This is a genomic window from Kitasatospora cathayae (assembly GCF_027627435.1).
In the GTDB taxonomy this organism is placed as follows: domain Bacteria; phylum Actinomycetota; class Actinomycetes; order Streptomycetales; family Streptomycetaceae; genus Kitasatospora; species Kitasatospora cathayae.
Map to the genome: position 1 here is coordinate 5,527,773 of NZ_CP115450.1, position 15,800 is coordinate 5,543,572.

General features: G+C 73.1%; 11 protein-coding genes, 2 tRNA genes and 1 pseudogene. 6 read left to right on the forward strand and 8 right to left on the reverse strand.

Annotated elements, in window-relative coordinates:
- Positions 1-185: 185 nt before the first annotated feature.
- Positions 186-2,612 carry a transglycosylase domain-containing protein gene (locus O1G21_RS24765; protein WP_270146786.1) on the reverse strand — a complete coding sequence of 809 codons (2,427 nt, stop codon included), beginning with the start codon at positions 2,610-2,612 and terminating at the stop codon, positions 186-188.
- A 223-nt stretch (positions 2,613-2,835) separates the two neighbouring features.
- Positions 2,836-2,909, reverse strand: a tRNA-Lys gene (locus O1G21_RS24770).
- A gap of 134 nt (positions 2,910-3,043) precedes the next feature.
- On the opposite strand from O1G21_RS24770, the gene O1G21_RS24775 reads away from it, so the two are divergent.
- Entirely contained in the window at positions 3,044-3,928 is an 885-nt protein-coding gene (locus tag O1G21_RS24775; protein WP_270146787.1) for an alpha/beta fold hydrolase, read from the forward strand.
- A gap of 70 nt (positions 3,929-3,998) precedes the next feature.
- Here O1G21_RS24775 and O1G21_RS24780 read toward each other — a convergent pair whose 3' ends face one another.
- The 5 genes from O1G21_RS24780 to O1G21_RS24800 all read right to left on the reverse strand — a co-directional run bounded on the left by O1G21_RS24780 (position 3,999) and on the right by O1G21_RS24800 (position 8,948).
- On the reverse strand, positions 3,999-4,658 hold the full coding sequence (locus O1G21_RS24780) for a GOLPH3/VPS74 family protein (RefSeq protein ID WP_270146789.1): 660 nt from the start codon (positions 4,656-4,658) through the stop codon (positions 3,999-4,001).
- Between the two features lie 73 nt (positions 4,659-4,731).
- Positions 4,732-4,805, reverse strand: a tRNA-Lys gene (locus tag O1G21_RS24785).
- Between the two features lie 73 nt (positions 4,806-4,878).
- Positions 4,879-7,005 carry a dipeptide ABC transporter ATP-binding protein gene (locus O1G21_RS24790; protein ID WP_270146791.1) on the reverse strand — a complete coding sequence of 709 codons (2,127 nt, stop codon included), beginning with the start codon at positions 7,003-7,005 and terminating at the stop codon, positions 4,879-4,881.
- Positions 7,002-7,952: an ABC transporter permease gene (locus O1G21_RS24795; RefSeq protein WP_270146792.1), complete on the reverse strand. Its 951-nt coding sequence runs from the start codon at positions 7,950-7,952 to the stop codon at positions 7,002-7,004. The genes O1G21_RS24790 and O1G21_RS24795 overlap by 4 nt, the downstream gene beginning before the upstream one ends.
- Before the next feature lie 15 nt (positions 7,953-7,967).
- The gene (locus O1G21_RS24800) at positions 7,968-8,948 is read right to left on the reverse strand and encodes an ABC transporter permease (RefSeq protein WP_270146793.1); all 981 of its coding nucleotides are present in this window, start codon (positions 8,946-8,948) and stop codon (positions 7,968-7,970) included.
- Between the two features lie 343 nt (positions 8,949-9,291).
- Between O1G21_RS24800 and O1G21_RS24805 the strand changes: the two genes are divergently transcribed.
- Positions 9,292-10,998: an ABC transporter family substrate-binding protein gene (locus tag O1G21_RS24805; protein ID WP_270146794.1), complete on the forward strand. Its 1,707-nt coding sequence runs from the start codon at positions 9,292-9,294 to the stop codon at positions 10,996-10,998.
- Between the two features lie 563 nt (positions 10,999-11,561).
- Entirely contained in the window at positions 11,562-12,773 is a 1,212-nt protein-coding gene (locus O1G21_RS24810; protein ID WP_270146796.1) for a low temperature requirement protein A, read from the forward strand.
- Here O1G21_RS24810 and O1G21_RS24815 read toward each other — a convergent pair.
- Entirely contained in the window at positions 12,761-13,786 is a 1,026-nt protein-coding gene (locus O1G21_RS24815; protein ID WP_405000703.1) for a LysR family transcriptional regulator, read from the reverse strand. The genes O1G21_RS24810 and O1G21_RS24815 overlap by 13 nt on opposite strands.
- A 235-nt stretch (positions 13,787-14,021) precedes the next feature.
- Between O1G21_RS24815 and O1G21_RS24820 the strand changes: the two genes are divergently transcribed.
- The 3 genes and pseudogenes from O1G21_RS24820 to O1G21_RS24830 all read left to right on the forward strand — a co-directional run bounded on the left by O1G21_RS24820 (position 14,022) and on the right by O1G21_RS24830 (position 15,798).
- The gene (locus O1G21_RS24820; protein ID WP_270146798.1) at positions 14,022-14,648 is read left to right on the forward strand and encodes a snapalysin family zinc-dependent metalloprotease; all 627 of its coding nucleotides are present in this window, start codon (positions 14,022-14,024) and stop codon (positions 14,646-14,648) included.
- A gap of 240 nt (positions 14,649-14,888) precedes the next feature.
- Positions 14,889-15,008: pseudogene (locus tag O1G21_RS24825) on the forward strand (snapalysin family zinc-dependent metalloprotease); the annotation flags it as partial.
- A 130-nt stretch (positions 15,009-15,138) separates the two neighbouring features.
- Complete coding sequence (locus O1G21_RS24830) at positions 15,139-15,798, forward strand: pentapeptide repeat-containing protein (RefSeq protein WP_270146799.1); 660 nt, start codon at positions 15,139-15,141, stop codon at positions 15,796-15,798.
- Positions 15,799-15,800 lie beyond the last annotated feature (2 nt).

The window sequence follows — 15,800 nt, forward strand, 5'->3', positions numbered from 1 at the left end:
GCGCTCACCCGAGCGGGCCGGACCACCGACCCCGTCGGTGATCCGGCCCGTGCCAGTGATCCGCGTCGACGACTTCGCCCGGAAGGCCGATCCGGCGCGGGCCTGATTCGGCGCGGGCCTGTCCGGCGCGGGCCTGTCCGGCGCGGGCCCGATCCAGCCGGAGCCTGATCCGGCCCCGGCCCCGATCAGCCCCCGGCCGCCGCCCCGGCCCCCGTAAGCGCGTCCGTCCCGCCGGTGGGCTGGGTGGTCGGCTGCCCGGTCGGGCCCGTGGTCGGCTGGGTGGTCGGCGTCGGCCGGGAGGTCGGCCGGCCGGTGGGCCGCGAGGTGGGCTGGGTGGTCGGCTGCCCGGTCGGGCCCGTGGCCGACCCGGTGCCGTTCCCGCCGGAACCGGAACCGGAGCCGGCACCTGGGCCGGCACCGGAGCCGGAACCCGTGCCGCCCGAGGAGTTCGCGCCCGAGGTGTCGCCCTGGTTGCCCGCGCCGGTGCTCGGCGTGGCGCTGGTCGACGGGGTGCCGCTCGGCGTGCTCGGGGTGGTCGGCAGGTCGGTGGCGCCCGAGGAGTCGCCGTCGTCCGCCGGGGTCGGGAAGTCGCTCACCGGCTGGCCCTTGAGCGCGGCCTTCATGTAGCTGGTCCAGATCTGCGCCGGGTACTGGCCGCCCGCCGCGCCGTCGATCCCGCCGACGCCGCTCAGGCTGACCTGGGCGCCGGTGGCCGGGTCCTGGCCGAACAGCGCGACCGAGGTGACCAGCTCGGGGGTGTAGCCGACGAACCAGACGGACTTCTGGTCGTCGGTGGTACCGGTCTTGCCCGCCACCGGACGACCCAGTGCCTTGGCTCGCCAGCCGGTGCCGCCCGGGTCGCTCACCACGCCCTGGAGCATCGAGGTGACCTGGTTGGCGGTGTCCGCGCTGATCGCCTGGGTGGTCTTGTGCGCGGGCAGCGCCACGGCCTCGCCGCCCCGGTCCACCGACTGCACCAGCCACGGGGTGATCTGCTTGCCGCCGTTGTCCAGCGTGGCGTAGACGCCGGCCATGTCGAGCACGCTCGGGGTGGCCGCACCGAGCGGGATGGACGGCACCGGGTCCAGCCCCGGGGTGTTGCCGGGCAGGCCCAGGGCGATGCCGGTGTCCTTGACCTTCTGCAGCCCGGTGTCCTGCGCGAGCTGGGCGAAGGCCGAGTTGACCGACCAGTCGGTGGCCTGCTGGAGGCTGATCTGGCCGTAGCTCCTGTCGCCCTCGTTCGGCGGCGCGTACGGGGTGCCCTTGCCGCCGCGGACCTTGCGGCCGCTGGTGCCGTCGTAGATCGTGTGCGGGGTGACGGTCCGGCCGTCCTGGGTCTTGGCGTCGTTCTCGAAGGCGGCGGCCAGCGCGATCGCCTTGAAGGTCGAACCGGCCTGGTAGTCGCGCCGGGTGGCGTTGTCGACGTAGTGCTTCACGTAGTCGACGCCGCCGTACAGGGCGACGACCGCGCCGGTCTTCGGGTCCACCGAGACGGCGCCGGCCTGGGCGGCCGCGTCCTTCTTCCGCTTGTCCGGGTTCAGGGTGTCGTGCAGCTGCGCCTGGACGGAGTCCTGCAGGGCCTGCTGGCGGGTCGGGTCGATGCTCAGCTTGATCGTGTAGCCGCCCTTGGCCAGCTCGGTCTCGCTGATGACGTTGTTCGAGGTGAGGTACTGGGTGGCCGCGTCCACCAGGTAGCCGGACTGGCCGGACAGGCCCGGGTTGGGCTGCGGGTCCTTGACGTCCGGGAAGGTGGTCCTGGCCCGCTCGTCGGCGGAGATCCAGCCCTCCTTGACCATTCCGTCCATGACGTAGTTCCAGCGGTTGACGGCGTTCTGCTTGCCCGCCGGGGTCGCGGTGGCCACGTCGTAGGCGCTCGGGGCGTTCAGCAGGGTGGCCAGGTAGGCGCCCTGGGCCGGGTTGAGCGCGGAGGCGTCGATGCCGAAGTACGCCTGGGCGGCGGCCTGGATGCCGTACGCGCCGCGGCCGTAGTAGGAGGTGTTGAGGTAGCCGGAGAGGATGTCGTCCTTGCTCTCGGTGGCGTCCACCTTCATCGAGATGAAGAGTTCCTTCACCTTGCGGGTGATCGACTGCTTCTGGTTCAGGTACGTGTTCTTCACGTACTGCTGGGTGATGGTGGAGCCGCCCTGGGTGCCCTCGCCCTTGGCGGTGTTGAGGGCTGCCCGGACCAGGCCCTGGACGTTGACGGCGCCCTCGTTGTAGAAGTTGCGGTCCTCGGCGGCCAGCGCGGCGTGCTGGGCGGCGGGGGAGACCTTGTCCAGGCCGACGTTCTGCCGGTTGGTCTGGCCGGTGCGGGTGATCACCGAGCCGTCGGCGTACAGCCAGGTGTTGCTCTGCGCCGTCGCGGCGGCGTGCGCGTCCGGGACCTTCACCAGCGCGACGCCGAGCGCGAACAGGCCGACCCCGAGCAGCAGCGCCGTGGCGAAGCCGAGCAGGGTCATCCGCCAGGTGGGTATCAGCCGGCGCCAGCCGGTGCGCTTGGGGCGGCGCGGCTTCCTGCCGCCGGGTGCCGTGGTGGTGGAGCGCTTGAGCCGCTTGACCGGCCGGAGGCCGATCGACGGCGTGCGGCGGCCGCTCTGGGCGTTTCGGAACAAGGCGCGGCCTTTCCTGCGGGCGGACCGGGCCAGCCTGCACAGACGGGGACATCGGCGGTTGGGGACCTCTGTCCCGATTCCGGTTTACTGCCCAGGACGAGCCGGGCGGGCCCAATGGCTCCGCCGGAACGGCAATCGAGACCGACATCACACGCAAAACGGACGTCGAGGGCCAAAAAATCGGGGAGCCCCTCGCTGCTGCGAGAGGCTCCCCAACCGTCTGTGCGCCGCCAGGGACTCGAACCCCGGACCCGCTGATTAAGAGTCAGCTGCTCTAACCAACTGAGCTAGCGGCGCCTGCTGACCTGGAAAACAATACACGCTTCCGAGGGGTGCCTCGAACCACGCCCGCTCCACCCGGCGCCCCGGGCGCCCCGGCGTCCGTTTCCTCCCGTTTGGGGAGGAGTTTCGCCGCCGACTAGGGTGGAACCGTGCCCACCGGCCCGACCAGCCCCGCCGTCCGGGCGTGCTTCCTGCGCATCGACGGCGTCCCGCTGCACGTCCGCACCGAGGGCAGCGGCCCGGTCTGCCTGCTCACCGGCGGTCTCGGCAGCAGCTGGTTCGACTGGGACCTCGTCGTCCCCTTCCTCACCCCCTACCGCACCGTCGTCCGCTTCGACCGGCCCGGTTACGGGCTGAGCGCCGCCGAGCCGGCCACCGGGCGGCCCGCCCCGACGGCGGCCGGGGAGGCCGAGCGGATCCGCGCGGTGCTGGACGGCCTCGGCCTCGGCGGGCCCTGCACCCTGGTCGGCCACTCGCTCGCCGGCTTCCACGTGGAGGCCCTCGCCCGGCTGCACCCCGAGCGGGCCGCCGGGCTGGTCCTGGTCGACGCCAGCGTCGAACCGCAGGCCCGCCCCCACCCGGCCCCCGCCGCACGGGACCTGGCGGCCCGGGCGCTGGCGGGCGCCGCGACCGCCCTCGCCGTGCCGTACCTGCTCGGCCCGACCGCCCGCCGGATGACCGCCCGGCTGTCCACCGTCCGCCGCGAGGACCTCGCCCCGGCGCCGCTGGTCCGGCACTGCTACCGCACCGGCCGGGCCCTGCGCGCGATGCTCCGGGAGAACTGGCGCTACCTCGACATGGCCGCCGAGCTGGAGGAACTGCGGCGCACCCGGCCGCTGCGCGAGGACCTGCCGGTCACCGTGCTGGCCGCCGACGACGGCTGCCGGACCGGCCGCACCGAGTCCTGGCTGGCCCGGCAGCGGGAGCTCGCGACGCTGCTCGGGGCCGACTACCGGACCACGGCCCCGGCCGGGCACCTGGTGATGTTCGACCGCCCGGACGCGGTGGCCTCCGCCGTACTGGACACGGGCTGAGGCCCCGGAGCGGTCAGGAGCGGTCAGGGGTGACCAGGGACGGTCCGGGGCGGTCGGGGGGCCTCGGCCGTCAACTGCTCATCGCCCTTCTCCGCCGGGCCGCGGCCCGGTTCACGGCCTGGGGGACCGGCAGGCTGTGGGCGAGCTGCCGCACCGCGCGCCGGGTCGGCTCGCCCGCCGTTCCCGGGTAGAGCCGGCGCTCCAGGTGGGTCGTCCCGATCAGCCCGGCCAGCTGGTGGTCCCGCTGCTCCGAGCCGGTGGTCGGGCCGGAGTCGGCGGTCCGGGCGAGCGTCGCCGCCACGCGTTCGGCGATCAGCGCCCCGGCGTCCGGCCGGACGGCGGTCCAGCGGCGGCGTGGCAGTCCGAGGAAACCGGGGGTGCGGACGGTGAGCACGCCCTGCTCGGTCAGCCGGTCCAGGTACCGCCGGGGGCCGCTGCGGTAGCGGAGCGTGGCCAGCGCGTGGTCGAGGGTGGTCCGGCGGCGGCTTTTGCCCGCCCGTTCCAGCTCGGTCAGCACCCTGGCGGCGAGTTCGTCGTGGTCGCCGGACGGCCGGAAGGCGGTGATCCGGCGGTCCTCGACGGTGATGGTGCCCGTCAGCTGCAGCTCGGCGAGGACGGCGCCCGCGATCGCGGTCGGGAAGGCGGTCGGGGAGCGCAGGTGCCCGGACGCCGGATCGGCGCAGAGCAGCAACAGTTCCTCGGCCAGCGGGCGGGGGTCGGAGGAGGTCATGGTGGGAAGGTCTACCCGCCCCGGAAACGCCTCAGGCCGCCCACCGGAGTGGACGGCCTGAGACCTTGCCATGTGCGCCGCCAGGGACTCGAACCCCGGACCCGCTGATTAAGAGTCAGCTGCTCTAACCAACTGAGCTAGCGGCGCTTGCTGACGTGGAAGACAGTACACGGCGCCGGCCCGATCCGCCGAATCGTATTCGGACGGTCACCCACCGCGATCACTGCGGGTGGTGGCAGGCCGCTTGCTGATCCACCCCGTCGAAGCCGTCGAGCGTCGGCCGCTCCCGCTCGCACCGCGCCCGGGCCGTCGCGTCCCGGAGCCCGGCGTAGAGCGGGCAGCGGGTGCGGAAGGCGCAGCCCGTGCGGCGCTCGGTGGGGGAGGGCGGGTCCCCGGCCAGCAGGATGCGGGCGCGGGCGCGCTCGGCGGCCGGGTCGGGCAGCGGGACGGCGGAGAGCAGGGCCCGGGTGTAGGGGTGGCGGGGTCGGTCGAAGACGGCGGAGACCTCGCCCTGCTCGACCGTGCGTCCGAGGTACATCACGCTGACCCGGTCGGCGAGGTGCCGGATCACCGAGAGGTCGTGCGACACGAACAGGTAGGACAGCCCGAGCTCGGCCTTGAGCCGTTGCAGCAGGTTGAGCACGCCGGCCTGGATCGAGACGTCCAGGGCGGAGACCGGTTCGTCCAGCACCAGCAGCTTCGGCCGGACGGCGAGCGCCCGGGCGATGGAGATCCGCTGGCGCTGCCCGCCGGAGAACTGGTGCGGGTAGCGGACGGCGTGCTCCGGGTCGAGGCCGACCTGGCGCAGCAGTTCGGGTACCCGGCGGGCGATCTCCTCGCGCGGGGTGCGCTGGGCACGCAGGGGTTCGGCGACGACGTCGCCGACCGGCATCCGGGGGTCGAGGCTGGCCATCGGGTCCTGGAACACGATCTGCAGTTCGGCCCGGAGCCGCTGGACCTCGGTCCGGGTGAGTTCGGCGGTGTCGCGGCCGAGCAGTTCGATCCGGCCGGTCTCCGGGGCGCCCAGCTTCAGCAGTTCGAACAGCGTGGTGGACTTGCCCGAGCCGGACTCCCCGACCAGGCCGAGGGTCTCGCCCTCCCGCAGGTCCAGTTCCACGCCGTCCACCGCGTAGACCTCGCCGACCTTGCGCTTGAACACCGTTCCCTTGAGCAGCGGGAACGTTTTTCCCAACCCGCTCACCGACAGCACCGGGGTCCGTCCGGAGCGGTCCCCGCCGGAGGGGCCGGCCGGCAGCTCGGGCACGGGGTACACCTCGCTCGGCGCGGGCCGCCGTTCGGCCAGCTCCGCCGACCGCACGCAGGCGGCCTGGTGCCCCTCGTCCCCGCTCAACGGAGGCTCCGCGCTCAACGGAGGCTCCCCGCTCAACGGAGGCTCCCCGCTCAACCGAGGCTCCGCGCTCAACGGAGGCTCCGCCGTCGAGCAGCGCTCCTCCGCCAGCGGGCAGCGCGCGGCGAACGGGCAGCCGGGCGGCAGTTCGGCCATCGGCGCCGGGGCGCCGGGGATGGGTACGAGCGGACCGCCGCGCCCGTCCAGCCGGGGCAGCGCGCCGATCAGGCCGAGCGTGTAGGGGTGGCGCGGGGCCGCGAACAGCTCGTCCACGCCGGCGGTCTCGACCACCCGGCCCGCGTACATCACGGCGACCCGGTCGGCCGCACCGGCGATCACCCCGAGGTCGTGGCTGACCAGGACGAGGGCCGCGCCGGTCTCCTCCCGGGCGGTGCGCAGCACGTCCAGCACCTGGGCCTGGATGGTGACGTCCAGGGCGGTGGTGGGTTCGTCGGCGAGCAGGATGTCGGGCTCGTTGGCGATGGCCATGGCGATCATCGCGCGCTGGCGCATGCCGCCGGAGAACTCGTGCGGGAAGCTGTCCAGGGCCCGGTCGGGGGCCGGAATGCCGACCAGGTCGAGGAGTTCGGCGGCCCGGCGGCGGGCGGTGGCCTTGTCGACCGGCTGGTGCACCCGGACCGCCTCGGCGATCTGGTCGCCGATCCGGTAGACCGGGGTGAAGGCGGACAGCGGGTCCTGGAAGACCATGGCGACCCGGCGGCCGCGGATCGCGGCGAGCTCCTTCCCGGGCAGGCCGACCAGTTCCCGGCCGTCGAGGCGGACCGAGCCGCCGACCCGGGCGGTGCCCGGCAGCAGCCCGAGCACCGACAGCGCGGTGACGGACTTCCCGGAGCCGGACTCGCCGACGATGCCGAGGGTCTCGCCGCGGCGCAGCGTGAGGTCCACCCCGCGGACGGCGGGCACCGGGCCGTGCGGGCCGGCGAAGTCCACCCGCAGGTCCCGGACGGCGAGCAGCGGGGTCTCGACGGCGGTGGTCACTTGGGCTTCCTCCACGAACGACGGGACCGACGGGCGCGACGGGGAGCGCCCCCGGCGGTGGGGTCGAGGGCGTCGCGCAGCCCGTCCCCGACCAGGTTGACGGCGAGCACGAACAGCACCAGCAGCCCGGCCGCGAAGTAGAACATCCAGGGGAACACCGGGGCTTCGGTGGTCCCGGCGGCGAGCAGGGTGCCGAGCGAGACGTCCGGCGGCCGGACGCCGAAGCCGAAGTAGGAGAGCGCGGTCTCGCTCATCACCGCGCCGCCGACCGCGATGGTGGCGTCGACGATCAGGAAGGAGGCGACGTTCGGCAGGACGTGCCGGCTGATGATCCGCAGTGGCCGGACGCCCATGAACCGTGCGGCGCGGACGAATTCGCGCTCGCGCAGGGAGACGGTCATCGAGCGGACCACCCGGGCGGTGATCATCCAGTTGAACAGGGCGAGCAGCAGCACGAAGGCGATCCAGCCGCTGCCGCGCAGCCGGGGCGAGAGCACGGTGATGATCAGGAAGCTGGGGAAGACCAGCATCAGGTCGACCAGGAACATCAGCGCCCGGTCGGTCCAGCCGCCGAAGTAGCCGGCGCAGGCGCCGACCAGCGAGGCCAGCACGGTGGAGAACAGGGCCACCAGCAGGCCGATGATCAGCGACTTCTGCAGCCCGCGGACGGTCTGGGCGAACACGTCCTGGCCGACCCCGTTGGTGCCGAACCAGTGCGCGGCGGAGGGGGGTTGGTGCAGCGCGGTGAAGTCGGGGGTGGCGTAGTCCCAGGGCGTCAGGTACGGGCCGCCGAAGGCGAGCGCGAACAGCAGCAGGATCAGGACGGTGCCGGCGACGGCGCCGCGGGCGGCGAGCAGCCGGGCCAGTACGAGCCGGCCCCGCCCGGTGGCCCGCGGCCGTCCGGCGGGAGTGGAGGAAGATGCGGGTTCGGCAGCGACGACGGTCATCTCAGCTCACTCCGGTCAGGACCGCACGCGCGGGTCGAGGGCGGCGTGCAGGGTGTCGGCCAGGAAGCCGGAGGCGAGCACGACGACGGCGGTGAACAGGTTGATCGCCACCACCGAGTTGACGTCCTGTTCGTTGATCGACTGGATCAGCCACTCGCCCATGCCGTGCCAGCCGAAGATCGTCTCGGTGAAGATCGCGCCGGTGAAGATGCCCAGGAAGCTGTAGGCGAACATGGTCGACATCGGGATCACGGCGGTGCGCAGCCCGTGCTTGAGCAGGGCCCGGCGGCGGGTGAGGCCCTTCGCCTCGGCGGTGCGCAGGTAGTCGGAGCCGAGCACGTCGAGCATGGTGCCGCGCTGGTAGCGGCTGTAGGTGGCGAGGCCGCCGAGGGCGAGCGAGACGGTGGGCAGCAGCAGGTGCAGCGCCCAGTCGGCGAGGTGGGCGCCGAGGCCGCCGGCCAGTCCGGGGGTCTCGTAGCCGGTGAACGGGACGACCTCGTGGCCGGCCGCGTCCTTGGCGGCGATCGCGCCGTTCTTGAGGAACAGCGCGACCAGGAAGACCGGGGTGGAGAGCAGCACGAAGGACAGCACGGTGAGCACCCGGTCGGAGATCCGGTACTGGCGCACGGCGCTCCACGCCCCGGCGGCGACGCCGAGGACCGCGCCGAGCAGGCTGCCGATCAGCAGCAGCCGCAGCGAGACCCAGACCCGGCGGCCGAAGTCGTCGTTGACCGGGGTGTCGTGGATGGTCCGGCCGAGGTCGCCGTGGAGCAGGCCGCCGGCCCAGTGGCCGAAGCGTTCGACGACCGGGGTCCGGTCGTTCAGGTTGAGCGCGGTGAGCTGGCGCTCGACCGATTCGGCGGACGGGCGGGGGACCTTGGCGTCGAAGTAGGTGCGCGGCTGCAGGGCGCTCGCGGAGATCGCGTACGCCAGGAACACGGCGGCGATCAGCAGCGCCGCGTAGTAGCTCAAGCGCTTCGCCAGGTAGCGGAGCATCAGCGCCCGTCCGGGGTGGGGGCGGGGTCGACGCGTCTGGTGGGCATCGGCTGGTGGCCTTCGGTCGGGGCCCGGTCGGGGCGTCAGGTGGCGGGAAGAGCGGTGCAGTTGGCGCAGGGCAGGGCTGTCGGTGAACCCGCAGGTCAGAGTGAAGCACCGTGGTGTTGCGGCCGGATTGCCGCACGTGACTTTTGGATCAGGTGTGCGTTCCTCCCCCTGGTGGCGGATCTGATCCGCTGTTACGTTCCTCTGGCTCGGTGCCGGATTGAGTGCCCATGCTCAAGCCAAGTCATGCCTGTCGCGCCCCAACTCCCGCTTCGCAGACCTCATCAGGGGGACCCTCATGGACGCTTCCACCTCGGCCCGCCGCCTCGGCCGGGCGGCCGCCCTCGCCGTCGCCGTCGCGCTGGCGGTCACCGCGTGCACTTCCGGCGGGGGCGGCTCGGGCGGCGACGTGGCCAAGAGCGAGCCGCCGAGACAGGACTCCCAGGACATCAACGCCAAGCCGCTGGACCAGATCAAGGACGGCGGCGAGGTGCGCTTCGCACTGGACCAGTGGATCACCCAGTGGAACCCGCTCCAGGTGGACGGCGGCAGCTACACCGACACGGTGAACCTGATCCGCACCGTGGAGCCCTCGCTGTTCGGCACCGACGCCTCCGGCACCTTCCAGCCGAACCCCGACTACCTGGTGGAGGCCAAGGTCACCTCGACCTCGCCGCAGGTGATCACGTACAAGCTGAACCCCAAGGCCAAGTGGTCGGACGGCAAGCCGCTCAGCTACCTGGACTTCAAGGCCGACTGGCAGAGCAGCAACGGCAAGGACCCGGCGTACAACATCGCCGACCCGTCCGGCTACGAGCTGATCTCCGCGGTCGAACAGGGCGCCGACCCGACCGAGGTGAAGGTCACCTTCGCCCAGCCGTACGCGGACTGGCAGAACCTGTTCCGCCCGCTGATCCCGGCGGCCGGCATCGCCACCCCGGACGACTTCAACAAGGGCTGGGTGGAGAAGATCCCGATCACCGCCGGCCCGTTCAGGATCGGGACGGCGGACAAGACCGCGCAGACCCTCAGCCTGGTCCCGGACCCGGCCTGGTGGGGGACCAAGCCCAAGCTCGACAAGATCACCTTCCGGGTGATGGACAAGTCGGCGAGCATCCAGGCGTACCTCAACAACGAGATCGACCTCGCCTCGGCCGGCACCGCGGCCGCGTACGGGCAGCTCAAGAACGCCAAGGACACCGCGATCCGGGCCGCCAGCCCGTGGGACGAGGTGCACATCTCGTTCGGTGGCAACGGCGCGCTGGCGGACCAGAAGGTCCGCCAGGCGCTCGGCAGGGCGCTCGATCGCTCGGCCCTGATCAAGATCGCCAACAACGGGGTGCCGGTGGAGTTCAAGCCGCTTGGCAACCACATCATCATGCCCAACCAGACCGGCTACCAGGACAATTCCGGCGACTGGGCCAAGTTCGACCTCGCGGCCGCCAAGAAGCTGCTGGACGACGCCGGCTGGAAGGAGGCCGGCAGCGGTCAGCCGCGGACCAAGGACGGGCAGCCGCTGGAGCTGCACTGGGTGCTCAGCGACGGCACCCAGCAGGCCCAGCTCGACCTCGCCACCGCGGCGGCGGCGATGTGGCAGGCGGCCGGGGTCAAGGTCGACCTGGACAAGGTGGCCGCCAACGACTTCTTCGCCAAGTACGTCACCCCGGGCAAGTTCGACGTCGCCAGCTGGCGCAACACCGACTCGTTCCCGAACTCCAAGAGCCTCGCCAACTTCCGCCTGCCGGTGGGCGACAACTCCTTCCAGAACCCGTCCCGCCTGGGCAGCCAGGAGATCGACGACCTGCTGAAGAAGGCGGCCGGAACGGTCGACCCGGCGGATGCCGCGAAGCTCTACAACCAGGCGGACGCGAAGATCTGGGAGCTCGGCCACACCGTCGAGCTCTACCAGCGGCCGGTCGTGGTGGCGGTCCGCAAGGGGCTCGCCAACTACGGCGCCTTCGGCCTGGGCAGCGAGGACTACAGCAAGGTCGGCTGGGAGAAGTAGCCCGGGCCGCGGAAGAGGCGAGGGCGACCGCACGGCAGGCGCTGGCGAGCAGCGCGGTGATCACGAGGCCGGTGGTGCGGACACGGGTGGGCCGGCTTCGCCGCCCCCAGTGTCCTGCCACCCGCCTTGACCTTCCGCGTTGCCCGCAGGCCGCCCGTGTCGTGGGGCCCCGCAGGGGCCCGCGCTCGCTTCCAACCGGGGGAGAATCTAGCGGGGCGTCGCGGCCGGTCGCGGCGCAGCGCGCGGGGCACGCCCGGAAACCCGCCGCGCTGTCACCCACTTCGCGCACCCAAGCGTCAACTGTCGCTGACAGCAAGGAAAAAAGGGACATACGGGGGCATCGTGCCCGGGGCGCCCATGAACGTGGTTGCCGCACCTGACGCACGCGCTGGAGCACGCGCTGACGCACGGGCTGGCGCACCGGCTGACGAACGGGCCGGCGCGTGGGCCGGCGCCGCACGGGAGCACGCACGCACCGGCGCCGTGCCGGTGCGTGCACCGGGACCGGACCGCTGCCAGGATGCGGGACGGCGAGTCCCTCCCCGAACCCCGGAGCAGCACCGATGGCCAGTGACCCCGCCGAAGCGGCGCCGCGCGCGCAGCACGTCGACCCGCCCCCGGTGCGCCGGATGGTCCCGCGCGACCGCGACGAGCCGCACCGGGTCGCCACCCCGCTGGAACTCTTCTTCGACCTCTGCTTCGTGGTCGCGGTCGGCCAGGCCGGGCGCGAACTCGCCCACTCCCTCGCGGCCGGGCACTACGGCGAGGGCCTGCGCGGCTACGCGCTCGCCTTCTTCGCGATCTGGTGGGCGTGGATGAACTTCACCTGGTTCGCCTCCGCGTACGACTGCGACGACGTGCCGTACCGGATCACCACGCTGGTGCAGATCGCCGGTGTGCTGATCCTCGCCGCCGGGGTGCCGCGGCTGTTCGCCACCCAGGACCTGGCGCTGGCGATCACCGGCTACGTGGTGATGCGCCTGGCGATGGTCACCCAGTGGCTGCGCGCGGCGGCCGCCGAGCAGGGCGAGGCGCGCCGGGTCGCGCTGCGCTACGCGGTGGGGATCACGGTCTGCCAGGTCGGCTGGGTGGTGGTGCTGCTGCTGCCGGACGCCGCCCGGCCGGTGGTCATCCCGATCGGCGTGCTGTGCGAGCTGGCCGTGCCGGTGGTCGCCGAACTGCGGATGCAGACCTCCTGGCACCCGCACCACATCGCCGAGCGGTACGGGCTGTTCACCCTGATCGTGCTCGGCGAGACGGTGGCCGCCGCGACGGTGGCGGTGCAGTCGGCGGTGGACGAGCACGAGGGGCTGGGCCGGCTGGTGCCGGTGGCGGTCGGCGGGCTGCTGATCTGCTTCGCCGCCTGGTGGATCTACTTCGCCCGGCCCGTCCACGAGCACCTGCGCTCCAACCGGCAGGCCTTCGCCTGGGGTTACGGGCACTACCTGGTGTTCGGCTCGGCGGCGGCGATCGGCACCGGGCTGGAGGTGGCGGTGGAGTCGGCCGTGCACAAGACGGAGATCTCCGAGGCGGCCGCCACCGCGGCGGTCACCGTGCCGACCGCGGTCTACCTGGTCAGCGTCTGGTACCTGCACTCCCGGCACACCAAGCGCGGCCCGCTCGCCCAGTCGCTGGCGCCGACCGGGGCGGTGCTGGTGCTGGCCTGCACCGCGCTGGGCGGCTCCGGGGTGCCGGCGGCGGGCCTGGTCTGCGCGGTGCTGATCGCGGTGGGGGTGCTGGTCCACAGCCGGGAGAGCGGGGCTCAGACGGTCTGAACCCGCTCCAGCAGCACCGGTTCGTGCCGCGCCAGCCAGTCCAGGTAGGCCGGGCTGACCTTGGCCAGATCCAGGTAGGCGGCGCGCAGTTCGCCGTACAGCGCGTCCAGGGCGGGCGGGCTGAGCACCCGGGGTCGCCAGGTGAACAGCAGCCGGACGGCCAGCGGGTCCCCGTGCACCGGGCGGACCACGGTGCCGGGGCCGGGCAGTGAGGTCGGCTGGCAGGGGCGGACGGCCTCGCCGGAGGCGACCAGTTCGGCGGCGGTGGCGTTGTCCCGCACCTGCACCACCCGGGGGTTGAGCCCGGCCTCGCTGAACACCCGGCGCATCGCGGCGTACTCGTGGTCGGCGGTCGGGTCGACCATCCAGGTGTCCTCGGCGAGGTCGGCCAGGTGGACGGCCGGCCGGGCGGCGGCCGGGTGTCCGGCGGCGAGCGCGACGAACTGCGGCTCGCGGGCCATCAGCACCCGGTGCTCGGCGCCCGGCGGCACCCGCAGCGGGAAGCCCTCGCTCTCGTACACGAAGGCCACGTCCAGCTGGTCGGCGGCGACCATCCGCAGCAGCGCGCTGGCGGAGATGTCGACGTGGATGGTGGTGTCGGTGTCCGGCAGCCGCTCGTGCACCCGGCGCAGCCAGGCGGCGACCGCCCGGCTGCCGACGCTGCCGATCCGCAGCCGGCGCTGGTGGCCGGGGCCGGTGGTGTCCCGGGCCTCCTGGCGGGCGGCGGCGACCAGGGCGGCCATCTCGCTGATCACCGGCCGGGCCCGGGACAGCACGGAGTGGCCGAGGGCGGTGGGCCGGCTGCCGGTCTGCTCGCGGGTGAACAGGGTTCCGCCGATGGCCCGTTCGATCCGGTGCAGCTGGGTGGTGAGGGAGGGCTGGGTCATGCCGAGCTGGAGCGCGGCCTTGCGGAGGCTGCCGGTGTCGGCGATCGCGCACAGCACCCGGAGGTGTCTCACGTCGAGCTCCACGACGGGAGCATAGACGTCACCCAGCCACCTCGCCAAGGACATGACAGGAGATCACGAGCCCGCCGGCGCCGAGCCGGGGCGCCGCACGGCGTCGAGCCGGCGCGCCATACGGCCCGGCTATCGCCACTTGGCATCATCCGCGACGGGCCCGGACGGGTCGAAGCTCGGACAGCACACCGCCCCGGCCTCCGCCGGGACGGCCCCCACTGTGCGCCGCCGCCGTGCCCGGCCCCCACCGGCCCCGGCGGGTCGGCGCGCCGCGAAACCCGGAGCCCCCATGAAACGATCCGTGCTGTCCGCCGCCCTGGGCCTGGCCCTGGCCGCCGGCCTCGCCGCACTGCCCGCCACCGCCGTCGCCGCGCCGGCGGTGCACGGCGACACCGCATCGACGTACGCCGGTTCGACCGAGTGGGCCGCGAACAACCAGGCGTTCTTCCGGGCCGTGCTGGCCTCCGCCAGGGCCAGGCAGGCCGCCGACCCGTGGCTGCAGACCGTCACCGTCACCTACGACACCACCAGCGCGCCCTCCTTCGCCGGCGACATCGCCGACGCCGCGCAGATCTGGAACAACTCGGTGCACAACGTCCGGCTCCAGGAGACCAGCGGCACCGGCGACTTCTCCTACACCGAGGGCGACGGCAGCGGCTCGTACGCCAGCACCGACGGCCACGGACACGGCTACATCTTCATCGACCACCAGCAGGCCCAGGAGTACTACTCGCTCCGGATCGTCGCCCACGAGACCGGACACGTGCTCGGCCTGCCCGATGACTACGCCGGTCCGTGCAGTGAACTGATGTCGGGTCACGGTCCCGGCCCGTCCTGCACCAACGCGCACCCCGACGCCATCGAGAGCGCCCAGGTCGACGCGCTCTGGGCGAACGGCGTGGCGGAGCCCAACTGACCTGAGCTCAGGGCGAGTCGGGTGCGGCGGCCCGCCCGGCCGGAAACGGGCGGGCCGCCGCACGGGTGCTTCCCCGAGTGGGAGCCTAGCCGCCCCCGGAACGGAATGCCAGGGCCATGGCTGGGTCAAGACGAGTAAAAGACCGCCGAAATCCCGAGGGCTGCCGGGGGATTGGGCCGGGCTATCGCGGGTTGACGCCATCCGCGCGGCCGCCGGACTGTCCGAAGCTCCGGGGACCCCCACTACTCCGGCCCGTGCAGCGAGCTGATGTCCGGCGGCGGCCCCGGCCCGTCCTGCACCAACCCGTACCCGAACAGCACCGAGCGCAGTCGGGTCAACTCGCTCCGGGCACGCGGCTGACGGCTGTGACGAGCTCGGACCGGCCGCTCGGCACGGCCGGTCCGGCGGCGCGTACGGGCGGCGATGTCGGTGTCACGTGCGAGCATGCGGGCCAGACCCGTTCGCCCCCGATCCGCAAGGTGCCGCCGCCATGCCCCGTTCCGTCCCCGATCAGCTCGCCGACCTCCCGTACGCCGAGCTGCTGCGCTCGCACACCGGTCCGCTGCGCAGCGACGCGCGGTACGACACCACGCACTTCGACGGCGGCGCGCACACGGACGAGTCGGGTGCCGGCGCCGTCTTCCTGGAGTGCGCCTTCACCGGGGTCGCGCTCAGCGGGGTCAAGCTGCGCCAGGCCCGGTTCAACGAGGTCTGGGTGCAGGCCGGCCGCTGGGTGGCCTGCGACCTGAGCGACACCGAGTGGCAGGACAGCGACTTCGTCGGCGGCGTGCTGGCCGGGGTCGCGGGCTACGGCGCCGCGCTGCGCCGGGTGGTGTTCCGCGGCTGCAAGCTGGAGGCGGTCAACCTGCGGGCGGCCGTGCTGCGGGACGTCGTCTTCGAGGACTGCCTGCTGCGCGATGTGGACTTCGGCGAGGCCAGGCTGACCGGGGTGTCCTTCCCCGGCTCGACGCTGGAGGAGGTCCGGCTGCGCGGGGCGACGCTGAGCAAGACCGACCTGCGCGGGGCCGCCCGGCTCGGTCTGGCGGACGGCCACCAGGGCCTGCGCGGAGCCGTCATCAGCTCGACCCAACTGCTCGAGCTGGCACCGCAGTTCGCCCATGCGCTGGGAATCGAGGTCAAGGACCGCTGACC

What these genes read in the sequence shown, in the direction of transcription:
- O1G21_RS24780 (WP_270146789.1), bottom strand. Translation starts at nt 4,658, where the DNA reads ATGACCTCCTCCGACCCCCGCCCGCTGGCCGAGGAACTGTTGCTGCTC.
- O1G21_RS24795 (WP_270146792.1), bottom strand. Translation starts at nt 7,952, where the DNA reads ATGACCGTCGTCGCTGCCGAACCCGCATCTTCCTCCACTCCCGCCGGA.
- O1G21_RS24800 (WP_270146793.1), bottom strand. Translation starts at nt 8,948, where the DNA reads ATGCTCCGCTACCTGGCGAAGCGCTTGAGCTACTACGCGGCGCTGCTG.
- O1G21_RS24805 (WP_270146794.1), top strand. Translation starts at nt 9,292, where the DNA reads ATGGACGCTTCCACCTCGGCCCGCCGCCTCGGCCGGGCGGCCGCCCTC.
- O1G21_RS24810 (WP_270146796.1), top strand. Translation starts at nt 11,562, where the DNA reads ATGGCCAGTGACCCCGCCGAAGCGGCGCCGCGCGCGCAGCACGTCGAC.
- O1G21_RS24815 (WP_405000703.1), bottom strand. Translation starts at nt 13,786, where the DNA reads ATGTCCTTGGCGAGGTGGCTGGGTGACGTCTATGCTCCCGTCGTGGAG.
- O1G21_RS24820 (WP_270146798.1), top strand. Translation starts at nt 14,022, where the DNA reads ATGAAACGATCCGTGCTGTCCGCCGCCCTGGGCCTGGCCCTGGCCGCC.
- O1G21_RS24830 (WP_270146799.1), top strand. Translation starts at nt 15,139, where the DNA reads ATGCCCCGTTCCGTCCCCGATCAGCTCGCCGACCTCCCGTACGCCGAG.